Raw genomic sequence first — 18422 nt, forward strand, 5'->3', positions numbered from 1 at the left:
TCACCGTCTGGGCACACCCGGACCCCGTCCGACGCGTGTCCCCGGGCATGCGCCGGCACGCCTCACCCCACCGCGCGTACGCCCGCGGTCACCAGAACGGCCGCGGCGACGACGACCAGGAAGGGTGCCCGCAGCGCCAGAGCGAACGCCGCGGCAGCGAGCCCGGCCGCACGGGCATCGAGCACGAGCGCTGTCTGGTCGGCGAACGTCTGCTGCGCGGTCAGCGCGGCCAGCAGCGCCACCGGCAGCAGGGCGGTCAGCCGCTTGAGCACAGGGCGTTCCAGAACCCCCGCGGGCACCGACAGGCCGAGGAGCTTGACCAGATAGCAGCCCAGGGCAGTGACCCCGATGGCGATCCACACACTCACCGCGACTCCTCCTCGCTCCCGCTCTCCGTTCGCTCCTGCTGTTCCTGCTTCTGCTGCTGTTGCTGTTCCTGTTGCTGTTGCTGTTGCTGTTCCTGTTGCTGTTTTCGTTCCTGTTTCCGCCGCGTCAGGACGTCCGCTGCCCTCCGTGCCTTTCCGCCGTGCACCACCAGGACGGCGGGGGCAGCCAGCGCGGCCACCAGTACCGGTACGCCGGCGGGCAGCACGGGGAGGAGGGCGAGCCCGAGGACGGCGGCGAGCCCCGCCGTGGTGCGCTCCACACCGGTGCGGAGCATGGGCGCCAGTAGGGCGAGAAAAGCGGCGGGCGGTGCCGCGTCCAGTCCCCAGGCGGCGGTGTCCCCGAGCGCTTCGGCTCCGAGGGCGCCCAGGAAGGTGGTGAGGTTCCACAGGACGAAAAGCGTCGCACCGGTGACGGTGAAACCGAACCGGACGGCGTGCCGCCCCCGCTGGGCCAGGGCGACAGCCGACGTCTCGTCGATCACCCAGTGCGCTGCGGCGGCTCTCGCCCCCGGGCGCAGCCCGAGAAGGCCGGAGAGACGCAGCCCGTAGAGGGTGTTCCTGGTGCCCAGGAAGAACGCCCCGGCTGCCGCGGTGAGCGGCCCGCTCCCGGCAGCCAGGGCACCGACCAGGGCGAACTGGGAGGCGCCTGTGAACACGAAGAGGCTCAGCGCGCACGTCTGCGCGAGACTGATGCCGGCTCCTGAGGCGGTGACACCGAACGCGAAACCGGAGAGCCCGACGGCGATGCCGACGCCGAGGGCGTCCCGCACGACGGCGCGGTCCTCAGTCGGCCCTCCGCCGCCGTCACCCGGGGCGGCACCCGGGCCGCGCGCATCCGGCGAACCCCACTGCTCCGGCGTATCCGCCGGACGCGTCGCTTCCGCCGGATACGTCGCATCCAGCGGATCCGGTTCTCTCGGCCCTTCCGGCGCCGTGAACGGTTCAGGCCCTGTGGGCGAGCTCGGCGCTCGGGACGTCGACGTCTCCGGGGTTATGGACGTCTCCGGCGCTCGGGGCCCGTCGGAGGTCTCGCGGGTCTCTCTCTGCTCTGGCACAGGAGGACATTAGAAAGCCGCTGATGAGCCGGTCTTGTACGTTCTTGCGCGGCCACGCTGGTAGGCACCCGGGGGCACTCCCACGATCCGTCCGAAGTGGCGGGTCAGGTGGGCCTGGTCGGTGAACCCGACGGTGCCGGCGGCCTCGGCCGGGGGCGTCCCCGCGTCCAGCAGGGCACGGGCCCGGTGGACGCGTGCGTCCGTCAGCCAGGCGTGCGGCGGCATGCCGTACGCGCGGCGGAAGGCGCGCAGCAGTGCGAACGGGCTGGTGTCCAGCTCGGTGGCGAGCGCTTCGAGGGTGGGCGGGTCCGCCATCCGCTCCTCCAGGACGGCACGCGCCAGCACCGCGTCGCGCGTACCGGCTGTACGTGTCGCCCGCCCGGGCAGAGGGCCGCCGTGCAGCCGCAGCAGCCGCGCGACAGCCGCGTGCAGGTGACTGTCGGCGGCCAGCGCGTTGTTCTGTTCCAGAGCGAGGTGCACAGCCCGCACGTGGCGGGCCGATACCGGGTCGTGGGCCGCCGGGACGGCGAATCCGGGCGTGCCCCGGATCGTGGTGGTCTCCGCGGCGATCCTGGCGACGACGGCCGGGGCGGGGTAGAGGACCTCGTAGCGCCAGCCCTCGGGCGTTCCGGCGTGGCCGGTGTGCATGGTGTCGGGGTTGATCAGCGCGAGACCGCCCACGCCCACGCGGTGCACGTCGCCACCGTGGTGGAAGGCTTCCACGCCCTGCGTGATGGCGGCGATGACGTACGTCCTGTGGGTGTGACGTGCGAAGACCTTGCGGATGTAGCGGGCGCGCAGGAGGTCGAGGTCCGGCAGTTTCGGTGACTGCCAGTAGTGCGCGCTCTCCCTGTCCGTCATCTTTCCATTCTGCGCTCGCTCACCCCCGCGATACCCACCGCGACCGCCCTCACCGGCGCTCGCACGCCGTTGTCAGTACCGTGCTGCACGATGGGGGCATGGGTCGGACATCGGCGCTGGACGCCTTCTCACCGGCGACCCGTGCATGGTTCACGGGCGCCTTCAGCGAGCCCACCTCCGCGCAGGAGGGGGCCTGGCGTGCGCTGGCCGAGGAGTCGGACGCGCTGGTGGTGGCGCCCACCGGGTCGGGGAAGACGCTGGCGGCCTTTCTCGCCTCGCTGGACGCCCTCGCCTCCACGCCGCCGCCCGCAGACCCCGTCAAGCGCTGCCGGGTGCTGTATGTCTCGCCGCTGAAAGCGCTGGCTGTGGACGTGGAGCGCAATCTGCGCAGCCCGCTGACCGGTATCCGGCAGGAGTCCGCGCGCCTCGGCCTTCCGGAGCCGGAGATCACGGTCGGTATCCGTTCGGGTGACACTCCGGCCGCCGAGCGCCGCTCGATCGCCCGCCGCCCGCCGGACATCCTGATCACGACGCCCGAGTCGCTGTTCCTGATGCTGACGTCCGGCGCCAGGGAGGCGCTCAGCGGTGTCGAGACGGTCATCGTCGACGAGGTGCACGCGGTCGCGGGCACCAAACGCGGCGCTCACCTGGCATTGTCCCTGGAGCGGCTGGACCACCAGCTGGAGCGCCCCGCGCGGCGCATCGGCCTGTCGGCCACGGTCCGCCCGGTGGACGAGGTGGCGCGGTTCCTCTCCCCGCGCAGGAACGCGGCCGTCGTGCAGCCGCCGTCGGGCAAGGAGTTCGAGCTGTCCGTCGTGGTCCCTGTGGAGGACATGGGCGAGCTGGGCAGCTCCCCCGCACAGGACACCGCGGGTCCGGAGGGTGCGGGGCCCGGCGGGGGCGCCAAGCCGTCGATCTGGCCCTCGGTGGAGGAGCGGATCACCGACCTCATCCAGGAGCACCGCTCCACCATCGTCTTCGCCAACTCGCGCCGACTGGCCGAGCGGCTGTGCAACAGGCTGAACGAGATCGCCTACGAGCGTGCCACGGGCGAGCCGATGCCCCAGGACCACTCGCCCGCCGAGCTGATGGGCAACGCGGGCGCGGTCACCGGCGCGCCGCCACTGCTGGCCCGGGCCCACCACGGCTCGGTCTCCAAGGAGCAGCGGGCCCAGGTGGAGGAGGATCTCAAGGCGGGCCGGCTGCCCGCCGTGGTGGCCACCTCCAGCCTGGAGCTGGGGATCGACATGGGAGCCGTCGATCTGGTGATCCAGGTCGAGTCGCCGCCCTCGGTGGCTTCCGGACTCCAGCGGGTGGGCCGTGCGGGACACCAGGTGGGCGCGGTCTCCGCGGGGGTGGTCTTTCCCAAATACCGGGGCGATCTGGTGCAGTCAGCGGTCGTCACCGAGCGGATGCGCCAGGGCGCCATCGAGGCGCTGCGCATCCCCGCGAACCCGTTGGACGTGCTCGCCCAGCAGATCGTCGCGATGGTCGCGGTGGACGTGTGGGACGTGGAGGAGCTGCTGGCGCTGGTGCGGCGCGCCGCCCCGTTCGCCGCGCTGCCCGAGTCGGCGTACACCTCGGTGCTGGACATGCTCGCCGGGCGGTATCCGTCCGACGCCTTCGCCGAGCTGCGCCCGCGTCTGGTGTGGGACAGGGTGGCCAATACGCTCACGGGCCGGCCGGGTGCGCAGCGGCTGGCGGTCACCTCGGGCGGCACGATCCCCGACCGTGGGCTGTTCGGGGTCTTCCTGGCGGGTGCCGACCCGAAGAAGGGCGGCGGCCGGGTCGGTGAGCTGGACGAGGAGATGGTCTACGAGTCCCGGGTGGGCGACGTGTTCACCCTGGGGACGACATCTTGGCGGATCGAGGACATCACCCGTGACCGGGTGCTGGTCACGCCCGCGCCCGGAGTGCCGGGGCGCCTGCCGTTCTGGCGGGGGGACCAGCTGGGCAGGCCGCTCGAGCTGGGCAGGGCGCTGGGCGCCTTCCTGCGCGAGATCGGTTCGCTGACCCGCGAGCGTGCCGGGGAGCGGCTGGCCGCCTCCGGGATGGACACGCTGGCGATCGGCAACCTGCTGGCGTATCTGGACGAGCAGCGGGAGGCGGCCGGGCACGTCCCGGACGACCGGACGATTGTGGTGGAGCGCTTCCGTGACGAGCTGGGCGACTGGCGCGTCGTGGTGCACTCCCCTTTCGGCGCCCAGGTGCACGCCCCCTGGGCGCTCGCCATCGGAGCCCGCCTGTCGGAGCGGTACGGCATGGACGCACAGGTCATGCACGCGGACGACGGGCTGGTGCTGCGGCTGCCGGACGCCGAGCTGATGGACCTGGAGCTGTTCGAGCCGGAGTCGCCTGCTGTCCGCACCCCGGCACAGGAGGCGTCCGGGGCGGGAGGCGGGCTGCCGGTCGATCCCGATCAGCCGCCCATCGGGGTCGGCGACGTGCTCTTCGACAAGGGCGAGGTCGAGCAGACCGTCACCGACCAGGTGGGCGGCTCTGCGCTGTTCGCCGCCCGCTTCCGGGAGTGCGCCTCACGTGCGCTGCTGCTGCCGCGCCGCAGCCCGGGCCGGCGCACGCCCTTGTGGCAGCAGCGGCAGCGGGCCTCGCAGCTGCTCCAGGTGGCGAGCGAGTTCGGCTCCTTCCCCGTGATCCTGGAGGCCGTCCGCGAGTGCCTCCAGGACGTCTTCGACGTGCCGGGGCTGACGGAGCTGATGGGCGACATCGAGTCGCGCCGCGTCCGCGTGGTCGAGGTGACGACGCCGGAGCCCTCGCCGTTCGCCCGCTCGCTGCTGTTCGGCTATGTCGCGCAGTACCTCTACGAGGGAGATTCCCCGCTGGCCGAGCGCCGGGCGGCGGCGCTCTCCCTCGACTCCCGGCTGCTGTCGGAGCTGCTGGGCCAGGCGGAGCTCAGGGAACTGCTGGACGCCGACGTACTGCGCGAGCTGGAGGCCGAGCTCCAGTGGCGCACCGAGGAGCGCCGTCTCAAGGACGTGGAGGGCGTGGCCGACCTGCTGCGTCTGCTGGGGCCGCTCACCTCGGGTGAGCTGGAGGAGCGCGGCGCCGAGCCGGGCTGGGCTCCGGAGCTGGAGGCGGCGCGTCGTGCCATCCGGGTACGGATCGCGGGCCGTGAGTACTGGGCGGGGATCGAGGACGCGGGCCGGCTGCGGGACGCGCTGGGTGTGGCGCTGCCCGTCGGTATCCCCGAGGCGTTCACCGAACCCGTGGCCGACCCGTTGGGCGATCTGCTCGCGCGGTATGCCAGAACGCACGGCCCGTTCGTCTCGGCAGACGTGGCGGAGCGCTTCGGTCTGGGTACGGCCGTCGCGGACGGTGCGCTGCACCGGCTGGCGGCGAGCGGGCGGCTGGTGCAGGGAGAGTTCCACCCCTCGGGTGTGGGCCAGGAGTGGTGCGACGCGGGGGTGCTGCGCAGGCTGCGGCGGCGTTCGCTGGCCGCGCTGCGGCAGGAACTGGAGCCGGTTGCCCCGCAGGCCCTGGCGGCTTTCCTGCCCCAGTGGCAGCACGTGGGCACGAGCAGTCTGCGCGGTGTCGAGGGGCTGTTGCGCACCGTGGAGCAGTTGCAGGGGGCCCCGGTCCCGGCGTCCGCGCTGGAGAAGCTGGTGCTGCCGGGTCGGGTGACGGAGTACGCGCCGCCGATGCTGGATGAGCTGACCGCCTCGGGCGAGGTGGTGTGGGCGGGTGCGGGGGCGCTGCCCGGCAAGGACGGCTGGCTGTCACTGCATCTGGCCGACGCGGCGCCGCTGTTGCTGCCGCCCCCGCATCCGCTGGAGCTGACACCGGTGCACCAGGCCGTGCTCGAAGCCCTGGCGGGCGGTTACGGGCTCTTCTTCCGGCAGATCGCCGAACGGGCGCGGGCCGCGCAGCCGGACGCCACCGATCCCCAGCTGACGGAGGCGCTGTGGGACCTGGTGTGGTCGGGGCGGGTGACCGGGGACACGCTGGCCCCGTTGCGCGCCCTGCTGGGCTCGGGGCGGACGGCGGGCTCGACGGCGCACCGAGCCAAGCGGCCCACGCCGCGCGGCCGTTACGGCTCGTTCACGGCGGCCGCCGTGGCGGCGGGTGGCGGCGTGGGCCGCCGCGGCCCTGGCCGCGCTCCCGCGTCGGCGCCGCCGACCGTGGCGGGCCGTTGGTCACTGCTTCCCGAGCCGGAGAGCGAACCCACCCACCGTGCGCACGCGCTGGCCCGCACGTTGCTGGACCGGCACGGCGTCGTGACCCGCGGCGCGGTGTCCGCCGAGGGGGTGGAGGGAGGCTTTTCCGCGGCGTATCGCGTGCTGTCGGCCTTCGAGGAGAGCGGGCAGGCCCGGCGCGGTTATGTCGTGGAGGGTTTGGGCGCCGCGCAGTTCGCGGTGGACGGCGCGGTGGACAGGCTGCGTGCGGTCAGCACGGCGCGCGAGCGGGAGAGCGGCGGTGGTCAAAAGGCCGGTGGGTCGTACGGCGCGGGGGCGCGTGGCGGGAGCTCTCGCGGCGGCCCGCGTGCTCTCGTCCTGGCCGCCGCCGATCCGGCGAACGCCTACGGGGCGGCCCTCGCCTGGCCTGCTCCCCCACCGGGTGCGACCCACAAGCCGGGCCGCAAGGCGGGCGCGCTCGTGGTGGTGGTCGACGGTGTGCTGACGTTGTACGTCGAGCGGGGCGGCAAGACCCTGCTGGCGTGGGCGAACGATCCTCAGGCGGCGGACGGCGGAGCCGGGGAGGCGGACCCGGCTGCCGCCGCGGGCGAGGCGGGTACCGCCCGGCTGGCCACCGCCGTCGAGGCGTTGGCCGGGGCGGCCCGCCGGGGTGCGCTGGGTACGGTCACGATCGAGCGGGTGAACGGTACGGCCGCGCTCTCCTCGTCCCTGGGGCCCGCGCTGGAAGCGGCGGGCTTTCACCCGACGCCACGGGGGCTGCGGCTGCGCGCGGGATGAACGGGGCGGCGGCCCTCGTCCGCTACGTCTGCGTGCGTCGCCCGGTACGACTGCCGCGACACGCGTCCGGCGCGACCACGGCCCCCCATACGCCCGTAAACCCTCGCCCGGGATGACCGCGAGCGCCGGCCCGGCGGCCGCGACCGGCCCCGGGCGCGGCCGCGTTTCCCCGGTAGGACGGTCGGCCCACGCCCGGAGCGGCTGCTTTCCGTCAGCCCTCGTCGTGACCCTCGACGGCGAGGACGACGCGCCGCAACAGCGAGGCGAGCAGCGTGCGTTCGTACCAGTCGAGGGTGTTCAGCAGGCGGCGTTCCTCGGCGCCGGCGGCGTCGATGGCGCCGAGCCAGGTGGTGTGCCCCTCGTCCGTCAGGGTGATCTCCTGCCCGTGGTCGCCGGCGGGGCTCTTCTTTCCCGTCCCCGCGGAGGAACGGGTCACGAACCCGCGTTTCTCCAGAGCGTCGAGAGACTCCGCGACGGTGTTGGGGGCCTCTCCCAGGTCCATCGCGAGTTGCGGGAGGGTGGTGTGACGGCCGGATCGGACGAGCACGTGCAGCATCTCGTGTTCCTCGCGGCGCAGCCCGTACTCGGCCAGCGCTCTCTCGCCCACCCGCCGCAGGTGGTCCGCGAGGTACTGCATGCGTGTGACGGCGCCCTCGATGTGGGGGTCGAGGTCGGGGAGCACGGTGTTCCAGCGGTCGACGTGGTCGTCCACCCAGTCGCGCGCTCCTTCGAGCGCGTCCCGCTGTTCCGCTTCCTCCTCGCCGTCCACGTCGAGCGCGTCGTGCTGTCGTTCGTAACCCCACTGCCCCATGGCCGAGGATGGTATCTGGTGATCCACTTGGCTGTTCCGGCGCTGTCCCCGTGAGATGTCGCAGCAGGCTGGGACGATGGCCGTATGCCTGAGGGAGACACGGTCTGGCGTGCGGCGCAGACGCTGCACGAGGCCCTGGCCGGCTGCGTGCTGCTCCGTACGGACTTCAGGGTGCCCAGGATGGCGACGGTCGATCTGTCCGGCCGGGTGCTGCTTGAGGTGGTACCGCGGGGCAAGCATCTGCTGATGCGCCACGAGGGCGGTCTGACGGTGCACTCGCATCTGGGTATGGAGGGCTCCTGGCGGGTGCGGAGCAATCCGCCGGGTGGCTTCGGTCCTGCTCATCAGGTCCGCGCGCTGCTGACGACTGGGTCCCACACGGCGGCGGGCCTGCGGCTCCCGGTGCTGGAACTGCTGCGCACCAGGGAGGAGTTCACCGCAGTGGGGCATCTGGGTCCGGACCTGCTGGGCCCTGACTGGGATGCCGGGGAGGCGGCGCGGCGACTGTCGCGCGACCCTGACCGTCCGCTGGTCGAGGCGCTGCTCGACCAGCGCAATCTTGCCGGGATCGGCAACGTCTACGCGTCGGAGCTGTGTTTCCTTGCACGTACCTCTCCCTGGACGCCGGCGGGGGCCCTTCCTGCGCCGTTGCTCAGGCGTCTGCTGGAGGTGGCCAAGCGACTGCTGGAGGCGAACAAGTCCCGTGTCCGGCGCCGTACGACCGGCAGTGCGCGCCCGGACCGTGCGCTGGCCGTCTACGGCCGCGAGGGACGGCCCTGTTACCGCTGCGGTACCCCGGTGCGCACGGGCGGGCACGGGCCGCCGGAGCGCCCGCGCACGGTGTGGTACTGCCCGCACTGCCAGCCGTCGGAGGTGAGGCCGGTGACGGAACCCGGTGACGCTCCACGCAATTGACGCTGCGTCAGCCCGCTCGTACCGTCAGGGTTCATGAGCCTTCCGGCGTACGACCTGACCGGCCGGACCGCCCTGGTCACCGGAGCGGCCAGCGGCATCGGCCGTGCGACAGCCGTGCTGCTCGCCCAGGCGGGCGCGGCCGTGCACTGTGCCGACCTGGACGAGAAGGGTCTCGCGCGCACGACCGGCCAGATCGAGGCGGCGGGCGGTGAGGCGTGGGGGTACGTGCTGGATGTGACCGACCGCGCGGCGCTGAGCGACGCCGTCGCGGCGGCGGCCCGTGCGGGCGGGAGTCTGGATGTCGCCGCCGCGATCGCGGGGGTCATGCACCGCAGTACCGTGTTGGAGACGCGGGACGCCGACCTGGACCGGGTACTGGACGTCAATTTCAAGGGCGTCCTGCACACCTGCCAGGAGGCGGCCCGAAGCATGATCGGCACGGGGACGCGCGGCGCCATCGTGACCATGGCGTCGGGGGCCGTGGACACCGGCTCCGCCGAACTGCTGTGCTATGGAGCGGCCAAGGCGGCAGTCGTCCAGCTCACCAAGACCCTGGCAGCCGAGATCGGCAGGCACGGCATCCGCGTCAACGCGGTCGCGCCCGGTTGGGTGCGCACCCCGATGACGGAGCGGGACGAGGCGGCGGAGCAACGGCGCACCGAGGAAGCACTCTCCCGGGCCTCTCCGCTGGAGCGGGTCGGTGAGGCGCAGGAGATCGCCCACGCGGTGCTCCACCTGGCGTCCGACGCGTCCTCGTTCACCACGGGCCAGATCCTGCGGCCCAACGGCGGAGTCGCGATGCCCTGGTGACCCCCCGATCGGGTCCCCCGCTCCCCCGCGCCCCCTGGCGCGTGCCGTCCTGCGCCACATGGACCGGCAGTACGCTCAGCCCCCATCCCCCTGCCGTCACCGTCGCCTCCACCGGGCCTCCCTCGCCGACGGCCAGGCGCCATATCGCGCACAGCCAGCCGACGGCGCAGGCCCCGCCCAACGCCCAGCGGCACAGCAGTATCGGACCCACCGCCGTCATACCGCCACCTCCCGGGCCGGTACTTTCCTTCCCGGCGTATCAGGACTCAGCTATCGTCCCGCACTCCACGCGACCGCGCGACCACAGAGCGCGGGAGGCCGCAGACAGGAGCGGGCCCCGCCGGGTTCTCCGGCGGGGCCCGCGCACTGACGTTTCCTGTCGCCCTTCCCGGCCCGGCGGCCGAGCGCCGGCGGAAAGGAGAGCCACGTATGCGTCACACGGCCGTCAGGCCGCTACCACGTCCACGGCCTCCGTAGGCGCCTTGATGGTGACGCGCTCGGGGGGTACGTCGGTGACCGAGGTGACGGACAGCGGGTTGAGCACCGGCCGCATGGGCGCCGGCACGGCGTCGCTCGCCGCGGACTCGGCCAGCTCCGCGAGCGCCAGCTCGTCGCTGACCTCCCGCATCAGCTCGGACATCCGCACATCGAGCGCATCACAGATGGACGAGAGCAGTTCGGACGAGGCTTCCTTCTGGCCGCGCTCGACCTCGGAGAGGTATCCGAGCGAGACCCGGGCGGACGAAGAGACTTCGCGCAGGGTACGACCCTGGCGTTGGCGCTGCCGACGCAGCACGTCACCCAACAGGCGACGGAGCAGAATCATCGGTGCTCCTCCCTCTCAACGCGCGGCGTCTTCCACAGCCTGTAACGGGGCGGCCAGTTGGCCCCGGCTCCTTCAGCCTCCACCGTACCGCCTAGAGCGGCAGCCGTGCCGGGAGCGATGTCGTGTTCACTCAGGGCTGCAAACATCCAGGGCCCCCGTTCTGTTCCCTATCCTGCCCTCCAGCGTTACCGATCAGTTCCCTGTAGAGCAGGTCGAGGGCTCCGTGGACACTCTCCGTGCGGATACCGGCACGCACCCGTTCTCCGGCTTCCTCACCGCAGTCGCCGGCCCGATCGCCGCTCCGGCTGCCTTCGAGCCGCAGCCTCTCCGCGACCACCCCGGCTCCGTCGCCCGCCCCGGGTCCCGCGACGGCGACGTAGACCGTGCCGACCGGCTGTCCGTCCTGAGGCTCGGGACCTGCCACCCCGGTCGTCGCCACCCCCCAGTCCGCACCGAGCGCCGTACGGACGCCCTGGGCCATCTGGCGCGCGACCTTCGAATCGACGGCGCCCCGCTCCTCCAGGAGTGCCCCGTCCACCCCGAGTACATCCCTCTTGAGCACGGCCGCGTAGGCCGTCACGGACCCCAGGAAGGCGCGTGAGGCTCCAGGGACGGCAGTGAGCTCAGCGGCGACCAGGCCACCGGTCAGCGACTCGGCGACGGCAAGCGTCTGGCCACGCTCGGTGAGCAGCGCCAGCACTCCGCCGGCCCGCGACTCCACGTCCGTCACGACCGTTGTTCTCCCTCCTGACCCGGAGCGGCCCCTTCGGTCACCGCGGCCCGGTCGGCTGCCGCCGCCTCGGCGGAGGCGGCGAGGCCCGCCCTGCGCAGCATCACAGCCTGGCGCACGTAGTCGAGCCCCGTGACGACGGTCAGCACGACGGCCACCGCCATCACCCACCACCGCGCGGTCGCCAGCGGCCCGGTGAGCGCGAGAACGTACATCCCCACGGCGACGCCCTGGGCGAGCGTCTTCATCTTGCCGCCCCGGCTGGCCGGGATCACCCCGTGCTTGATCACCCAGAACCGCATCAGGGTGATGCCCAGCTCACGGAAGAGGATCACTCCGGTGACCCACCAGGGCAGGTCGGCCAGCGCGGAGAGGCAGATCAGCGCCGCCCCCATGATCGCTTTGTCCGCGATCGGGTCGGCGATCTTGCCGAAGTCGGTCACCAGGTCGTGCCGCCGGGCCAGCTCGCCGTCGAACAGATCGGTGATCATGGCGACGGTGAACGCCGCCCAGGCGAACGAGCGCCACGCCGGGTCGTGCCCCCCGGCGGCGACCATGAGCAGCACGAAGGCGGGCACCAGCAGCAGCCGCGCCATGGTGAGGAGGTTTGCGATGTTCCACAGACTCACAGTGCGCACAGCGCTCGCCGCCTTCGGCTTCGGGACGGTGCCGCGCCTCGCCGCAGAGGCCGGGATCCCCGTCATCTGCCGGCCTCCTCACCGACCGGGCGAGGTCCACCTCCGGCAGCCGCGCGGGCAGCCGGAACGGCACCGCGGCCCGCGTCGGCCCGCGCGGGCGGCACGGAGGTGTCCTGACCCGTGAGCGGCACGGCGACCAGGTCCACGCCCTCTGCCGCGCTCACTCTCGCCTCGACCATACGGCCGACCTGGAGCTGCTGTCCTGCCGGGGATTGGGGGGCGTCGCCGGCGGGGTCGAGACGCACCTGCCCGTCCGTCTCCGGCGCCTGGTGCGCGCCGCGCCCGACGGGGCCCTCTTCTTCGTCCACGCTCTCGACCAGTACCCGCACGGTCTCCCCCACACGCTCCTCGGCGCGCTGGGCGGTCAGCTCCTCGGCGAGCCGCGAGAGGTGCGCCAGGCGGCGGGCGACCTCCTCCTCGGGCAGCTTGGCCTCGTACCCGGCGGCCTCGGTGCCCTCCTCGTCGGAGTATCCGAACACACCGATGGCGTCCAGTCGCGCCTCGGTCAAGAACCGCTCGAGCTCGGCCAGGTCCTGCTCGCTCTCGCCGGGGAAGCCGACGATGAAGTTGGAGCGGACCCCCGCCTGGGGCGCCCGCTTCCTGATCTCCTCGAGCAGCCCCAGGAAGCGGTCGGTGTCCCCGAAGCGCCGCATGGCGCGCAGCACGCCGGGGGCCGAGTGCTGGAAGGACAGGTCGAAGTAGGGGGCGACCTTGTCTGTGCCGGTGAGGACGTCGATCAGGCCGGGCCGCATCTCGGCCGGCTGGAGGTAGCTGACCCGCACGCGCTCGATACCGTCGACGGCCGCCAGCTCGGGCAGCAGCGTCTCCAGCAGCCGGATGTCACCCAGGTCCTTGCCGTAGGAGGTGTTGTTCTCCGAGACGAGCATGATCTCGTGCACGCCCTGCTCGGCCAGCCAGCGGGTTTCGGACAGCACGTCGGCGGGGCGGCGGGAGATGAAGGAGCCGCGGAAGGAGGGGATGGCGCAGAACGAGCAGCGCCGGTCGCATCCTGAGGCGAGCTTGACGGAGGCGACGGGGCTGCTGCCCAGCCGGCGCCGCAGCGGGGCGCGTGGCCCGGAGGCGGGAGCGATGCCCGCGGGCAGGTCGGCGGGGGCGGAGGCGGAGGCTTCCGCGTCACCGGCCGCGCCGTGCCCGGGGAGCGCCACGTCGGCGCCCTGCCGTGCGGCGGGGCTGACGGGCAGCAGCTTGCGCCTGTCGCGCGGGAGGTGGGGGGCGTGCACACCGCCGCCGAGGATGGTTCCGAGGCGCTCGGAGATGTGCGCGTAGTCGTCGAAGCCGAGGACGCCGTCCGCCTCGGGCAGGGCGTCGGCCAGCTCCTTGCCGTACCGCTCGGCCATGCAGCCGACGGCCACCACGGCCTGCGTTCTTCCCTCTCCCTCGCGCGCGGCGCTCTTGAGGTCGCCTGCCTCCAGCAGCGCGTCGACGGAGTCCTTCTTGGCGGCTTCGACGAAGCCGCAGGTGTTGACGACGGCGACGTCCGCGTCGGTGGCGTCCTGGACGAGATCCCAGCCATCCGCCGCCAGGCGGCCTGCGAGCTCCTCCGAGTCCACCTCGTTACGTGCGCAGCCGAGAGTGACAAGGGCGACGGTACGGCGTTCGGGCATGGGCTCAGCCTACTTCGTCCCTCCACCCCCACCCGCCGCCAGGTTGTGCCCCCGCAGCGCACCTGGCCGGACCGCGGCCGCCGCCAGGGCGGTCGGCCGGGTCGCGGCGGCGGTCGTCAGCCGGCCTCGGGGTCGCCGCGGGTGTAGCTGAGGCGCTGCACCTGCCCGACCTCGCCCGCGTGCTCGACCTCCTTGCCGTTGACGAACAGTTTGACGCCGCCCGCGTTGCCGAGCACCAGGTCGAGCCGCTTGTCGTCGGTGAGGGTCTTGGAGTCGCCCTCCTTGAGCACGCCTTCGTGGACCAGCTTCCCGTTGTGGTCCTTGGCGGAGACCCAGCTGTTGCCGTCCTCCGCCGTCATCCGGACGGTCACCTTGTCGGCCGGGGCCCCGGCGATGGCGCTCTCGGACGGCTTGGGATCGCCGGTCTTGGACGGGGAGGGCTTCTCGCTGGTGGAAGGGGTGGCGGAAGGGGTGTCCTCGGCCACCGGCTTGCCGGACTCCTCGCCGCCTCCCCCGCCGCTGACGAGGGTGAAGCCGACGAATCCGATCACCACGACGATCGCGGCGACCATGGCCGCGGTCCAGTTGGGCCTGCGGGGCTCGGGACGGATGCGTTCGGCTTCGAACAGCGTGGCCGGAGCGGTCGGCTCCGGGCGCCCGCCGTGCTCCTCGTCGTACTGCTCCACCAGCGCGTCGGCATCCAGTCCCACGGCACGCGCGAGGGTGCGGAGGTGGCCGCGGGCGTAGACGTCCCCGCCGCACCGGGAGTAGTCGTCCTGTTCGATCGCCTGCACGATCGGGACTCGCACCCGCGTGGAGGTACTGATCTCCTCCACCGTCAACCGTGCATCGATACGGGCCTGTCGGAGGGCTCGACCGACCGAAGGCCGGTCCTGGTCGGATGAGTTGCCGATGGACACGGGTGCGCCTTTCGAGCGTGTAGCCACCTGCTGGAGGTTCAGTCTAGGGGCGGGGCAAAAGGGTGGGGCAAGCGGGCGGAGCGACTTTGTACGCCATATGCAGGGGCCGCATACGGCGTCAAGAGGGCGGAGGAGACCAGCGCGAACCGGCGCGCGTGTGCGCCGTCGCGGTCTCTTTCCCTCAACTTGACGTACGGACCACGGAAACGGTTGCCTCGCTCGTCCTTTCGAGTGAGCGGGACGTCCGCCGAGTGCAGCACCGCGGCCGCCGGGACGCCGGTTACTCCCCGCCGCCCCGGATCGTCGTGAGCACCCCGTCCAACTCGTCCGGCTTGATCAGCACGTCCCGGGCCTTGGACCCTTCGCTGGGGCCCACCACGCCCCGCGACTCCATCAGGTCCATCAGCCGCCCTGCCTTGGCGAACCCCACCCGCAGCTTGCGCTGGAGCATCGAGGTGGAACCGAACTGGGTCGTCACGACCAGCTCCGCCGCCTGGCAGAGCAGGTCCATGTCGTCGCCGATCTCCTCGTCGATCTCCTTCTTCTTGCCCTGCCCCACGGTGACGTCGTCCCTGAAGACGGGCGCCATCTGCGCCTTGCAGTGCTCCACGACGCCGTGGATCTCCTGCTCGTTGACGTAGGCGCCCTGCATACGGGTCGGCTTGCTGGCGCCCATCGGGAGGAACAGGCCGTCGCCCTTGCCGATCAGCTTCTCGGCGCCCGCCTGGTCGAGGATGACGCGGCTGTCGGCCAGGGAGGAGGTGGAGAAGCCGAGGCGTGAGGGCACGTTCGCCTTGATCAGCCCCGTGACCACGTCCACCGAGGGGCGCTGGGTGGCGAGCACCAGGTGGATGCCCGCGGCCCGCGCCAGCTGGGTGATCCGCACGATCGCGTCCTCGACGTCGCGCGGGGCCACCATCATCAGGTCCGCCAGCTCATCGACGATCACCAGCAGGTACGGGTAGGGGGCCAGCTCCCGCTCGCTGCCCTCGGGCGCCGTGATGCGCCCGGCCCGTACCGCCTCGTTGAAGTCGTCGATGTGGCGGAATCCGAACGCCGCCAGGTCGTCGTAGCGCAGGTCCATCTCGCGGACGACCCACTGGAGCGCCTCGGCGGCCTTCTTCGGGTTCGTGATGATCGGCGTGATCAGGTGGGGGATGCCCTCGTAGGCGGTCAGCTCCACCCGCTTGGGGTCGACCAGCACCAACCGCACGTCCTCGGGCGTGGCCCGGACCATCACCGAGGTGATCAGGCAGTTGATGCAGGACGACTTACCCGAACCCGTGGCACCGGCGACCAGGATGTGCGGCATCTTCGCCAGGTTGGCCGAGACGTAACCGCCCTCCACGTCCTTGCCGAGCCCGACCAGCAGCGGGTGGTCCTCGTCCATCGACTCGGCGGAGCGCAGCACGTCACCGAGGTTGACCATCTCGCGGTCGCTGTTGGGGATCTCGATGCCGACCGCGGACTTGCCGGGGATCGGATTGATGATCCGCACATCCGGGCTGGCGACGGCGTACGCGATGTTCTTCGCCAGCGCCGTGATCTTCTCGACCTTCACGCCGGGACCCAGCTCGATCTCGTAGCGGGTGACCGTCGGGCCGCGCGTGAAGCCGGTGACGGCGGCGTCCACCTTGAACTCGGTGAAGACGGTGGTCAAGGACGCCACCACCTGGTCGTTGACCTCGCTGCGGGAGCGCCCTGGACCGCCGCGCTCCAGCAGGTCCAGGGACGGCAGCGCGTAGGTGATGTCCCCGGCGAGCTGGAGCTGCTCGGCCCGCGTCGGAAGCTCGGTGGGCTCGGGCGGCGCCGGCGCCTTGGTCAGGTCGGGAACGGGAGTGCGCCCGCTGGACTCCTCGTCACCGCCGCCCGCCGACTCGCCCCGCGCCCCCGGCACCGTGGCGTCGCCGGACGGACTGCGCCGGCCCTTGCCGCGTGACCTGGCCACGGAGCTGGTCAGGTCGGCGACCACCGGCGAGGGCTGGATACCGTTGACCACGGCGCCGTCCAGCGACGCGGCGGCAGCGGCGGCCACGTCCACGGCGTCCAGGGTGCGTTCGGCACCGTCCCCGGCCTCGCTCTCGGGCAGCGGCTGCTGCGTACCGGCACCGCGCTTGCCCTTGCGGGCTGTCCTGCGGCGGTCGAGGGCCTCCTTCTCCGCGAGGGCCGGCTCGATCTGCTCCTTGCGCATGCTGTGGGCGCGCCGGGAGGGGCGGGAGGCCTCGTCGTCCTCGACGTCGTCGTCGTAGCCGGGCACGGGCTGTACGACGCCGAGCCGCACCCCGGCGGCGTGCAACCGCTGCGGAATCGCGTTGACCGGCGTGGCCGTCACCACCAGCAGCCCGAAGACCGTGACGAGTACCAGCAGCGCCACCGCCAGCATCTCGCCGACGGTGAAGATCAGCGGCCGGGACACGGCCCAGCCGATCAGGCCGCCCGCGTCCCGCAGCGCGTCACCGCCCGCGCCCCTGCCCGGCGCCCCGCAGCCGAGGTGGACGAGACCCAGCACACCGATGACGAGCGCCGAAAGCCCGATGACGATGCGGCCGTTGGCCTCCGGCTTCTCCGGATGCCGGAACAGCCGTACGGCGATCACCGCGAACAGTATCGGCACCAGCAGATCCAGGCGGCCGAAGGCGCCGGTCACCAGCATCTCGACCAGATCGCCGACCGGGCCTTGCAGATTGGACCAGGTCCCCGCGGCCACGACCAGCGCGAGCCCCAGCAGCAGCAGGGCCAGACCGTCCTTGCGGTGTGCCGGATCCAGCGCCTTGCCGCTGCGCCCTATCCCGCGGAAGACCCCGGCGACGGCGTGCGCCAGCCCCAGCCAGCACGCCTTCAAGACCTTCAGGACGCCGCTCGTGGGGGACGGCGCGGCCTTCGCCTTGCCCTTGGGCGGCTTGGCCGCGGCCTTCTTCGCGGGCGCCTTCTTGGCGGGTGCCTTCTTCGCCGGGGCCGCTTTGGCCGCCTTCGGGGCAGCCTTCTTCGCGGGCGCCTTCTTGGCTGCCTTCCCTGTTCCCGACGCGCGTGAGGCCATAGGTGTGAGGTTACCTGTGCCGGGCACGCGAGGCACGGATGACCGGGAGCAACTGAACAGCCCGCAGCTGTGGCCCCGTCAGACCAAACAGGACGCCCCGCCTGACGCCGTCAGTTCTGGGAGGGCACCTGGGTCGAGGGGTCGCCGTCCGTGCCGGGCTCCAGGGCGTCAAGTGCCCGGCGCAGCCCGGCGAGTTTGCGCTCCAGATGCGCGGCGGTGGCGGCTGTCGCGGCGTCAGCCGAGTCGCCCAACTGCTTGGTGAGGGCCTCGGCCTGCTCCTCGACGGCCGCGAGCCGCGCCGACAGCTCGACCAGCAGGCCCGGGGCCTCGCCGCCGTCCTCGGACGGCTCCGCGTGCTGCCGGCCGCCGTTGCCCTCCAACTGGAGCCGCAGCAGTGACGCCTGCTCACGCAACTGCACGTTCTTCATGTACAGGTCGACGAAGACGGAGACCTTCGCTCTGAGCACCCAGGGGTCGAACGGTTTGGAGATGTAGTCGACCGCGCCCGCCGCGTAGCCGCGGAAGGTGTGGTGCGGACCGTGGTTGATGGCCGTGAGGAAGATGATCGGGATGTCGCGGGTGCGCTCGCGGCGCTTGATATGCGCCGCCGTCTCGAAGCCGTCCATGCCCGGCATCTGGACATCCAGCAGAATGACCGCGAAGTCGTCGGTCAACAGCGCCTTGAGCGCTTCCTCCCCTGACGATGCCCGCACCAGCGTCTGATCGAGCGCGGAGAGAATCGCCTCCAGCGCCAGCAGATTCTCCGGCCGGTCATCGACCAGGAGGATCTTGGCCTTCTGCACCATGGCCCGTCCTCCTC

General features: G+C 72.3%; 14 protein-coding genes. 3 read left to right on the forward strand and 11 right to left on the reverse strand.

What is annotated here, in order from left to right:
• Positions 1 to 62: 62 nt before the first annotated feature.
• The 3 genes from DQ392_RS33520 to DQ392_RS33530 all read right to left on the reverse strand — a co-directional run bounded on the left by DQ392_RS33520 (position 63) and on the right by DQ392_RS33530 (position 2302).
• A complete protein-coding gene (locus DQ392_RS33520) occupies positions 63 to 368 on the reverse strand; it encodes an AzlD domain-containing protein (protein WP_114019466.1) in 306 nt (101 codons plus the stop codon).
• Positions 365 to 1288 (reverse strand): AzlC family ABC transporter permease, encoded by a 924-nt coding sequence (locus DQ392_RS33525; protein WP_114019493.1) that lies wholly within the window; start codon positions 1286 to 1288, stop codon positions 365 to 367. Before DQ392_RS33525 ends, DQ392_RS33520 begins: the two co-directional genes overlap by 4 nt.
• 162 nt (positions 1289 to 1450) lie before the next feature.
• Complete coding sequence (locus DQ392_RS33530; RefSeq protein ID WP_114019467.1) at positions 1451 to 2302, reverse strand: AraC family transcriptional regulator; 852 nt, start codon at positions 2300 to 2302, stop codon at positions 1451 to 1453.
• A gap of 98 nt (positions 2303 to 2400) precedes the next feature.
• Here DQ392_RS33530 and DQ392_RS33535 point away from each other — a divergent pair, with 98 nt between their 5' ends.
• A complete protein-coding gene (locus tag DQ392_RS33535) occupies positions 2401 to 7230 on the forward strand; it encodes an Lhr family helicase (protein WP_114019468.1) in 4830 nt (1609 codons plus the stop codon).
• A gap of 211 nt (positions 7231 to 7441) precedes the next feature.
• On the opposite strand, the gene DQ392_RS33540 is transcribed toward DQ392_RS33535, so the two are convergent.
• Positions 7442 to 8041, reverse strand: a complete 600-nt coding sequence (locus DQ392_RS33540) for a MarR family winged helix-turn-helix transcriptional regulator (protein ID WP_181856682.1) — start codon at positions 8039 to 8041, stop codon at positions 7442 to 7444.
• 84 nt (positions 8042 to 8125) lie between these two features.
• Here DQ392_RS33540 and DQ392_RS33545 point away from each other — a divergent pair, with 84 nt between their 5' ends.
• The gene (locus DQ392_RS33545; RefSeq protein ID WP_114019469.1) at positions 8126 to 8956 is read left to right on the forward strand and encodes a DNA-formamidopyrimidine glycosylase family protein; all 831 of its coding nucleotides are present in this window, start codon (positions 8126 to 8128) and stop codon (positions 8954 to 8956) included.
• Positions 8957 to 8989: 33 nt separating this feature from the next.
• Positions 8990 to 9766 carry an SDR family NAD(P)-dependent oxidoreductase gene (locus DQ392_RS33550; protein WP_114019470.1) on the forward strand — a complete coding sequence of 259 codons (777 nt, stop codon included), beginning with the start codon at positions 8990 to 8992 and terminating at the stop codon, positions 9764 to 9766.
• A gap of 445 nt (positions 9767 to 10211) precedes the next feature.
• On the opposite strand, the gene DQ392_RS33560 is transcribed toward DQ392_RS33550, so the two are convergent.
• From DQ392_RS33560 to DQ392_RS33590, 7 genes are all read right to left on the reverse strand, one after another.
• The gene (locus DQ392_RS33560) at positions 10212 to 10592 is read right to left on the reverse strand and encodes a helix-turn-helix domain-containing protein (RefSeq protein WP_114019471.1); all 381 of its coding nucleotides are present in this window, start codon (positions 10590 to 10592) and stop codon (positions 10212 to 10214) included.
• Positions 10593 to 10722: 130 nt separating this feature from the next.
• The gene (locus DQ392_RS33565) at positions 10723 to 11322 is read right to left on the reverse strand and encodes a CinA family protein (protein WP_114019472.1); all 600 of its coding nucleotides are present in this window, start codon (positions 11320 to 11322) and stop codon (positions 10723 to 10725) included.
• Positions 11319 to 12026 carry a CDP-diacylglycerol--glycerol-3-phosphate 3-phosphatidyltransferase gene (pgsA, locus tag DQ392_RS33570; protein WP_114019473.1) on the reverse strand — a complete coding sequence of 236 codons (708 nt, stop codon included), beginning with the start codon at positions 12024 to 12026 and terminating at the stop codon, positions 11319 to 11321. The genes DQ392_RS33565 and pgsA overlap by 4 nt, the downstream gene beginning before the upstream one ends.
• Positions 12023 to 13645, reverse strand: coding sequence for a 30S ribosomal protein S12 methylthiotransferase RimO (rimO, locus tag DQ392_RS33575; RefSeq protein WP_114019474.1), 1623 nt, complete (start codon positions 13643 to 13645; stop codon positions 12023 to 12025). Before rimO ends, pgsA begins: the two co-directional genes overlap by 4 nt.
• A 116-nt stretch (positions 13646 to 13761) precedes the next feature.
• Positions 13762 to 14565 carry a helix-turn-helix domain-containing protein gene (locus DQ392_RS33580; protein WP_114019475.1) on the reverse strand — a complete coding sequence of 268 codons (804 nt, stop codon included), beginning with the start codon at positions 14563 to 14565 and terminating at the stop codon, positions 13762 to 13764.
• Positions 14566 to 14845: 280 nt separating this feature from the next.
• Complete coding sequence (locus DQ392_RS33585; RefSeq protein ID WP_114019476.1) at positions 14846 to 17602, reverse strand: FtsK/SpoIIIE family DNA translocase; 2757 nt, start codon at positions 17600 to 17602, stop codon at positions 14846 to 14848.
• A gap of 110 nt (positions 17603 to 17712) precedes the next feature.
• A complete protein-coding gene (locus DQ392_RS33590; RefSeq protein WP_114019477.1) occupies positions 17713 to 18408 on the reverse strand; it encodes a response regulator in 696 nt (231 codons plus the stop codon).
• Between the last annotated feature and the right edge of the window lie 14 nt (positions 18409 to 18422).

This window comes from Streptomyces reniochalinae (assembly GCF_003323735.1).
Classification (GTDB): domain Bacteria; phylum Actinomycetota; class Actinomycetes; order Streptomycetales; family Streptomycetaceae; genus Streptomyces; species Streptomyces reniochalinae.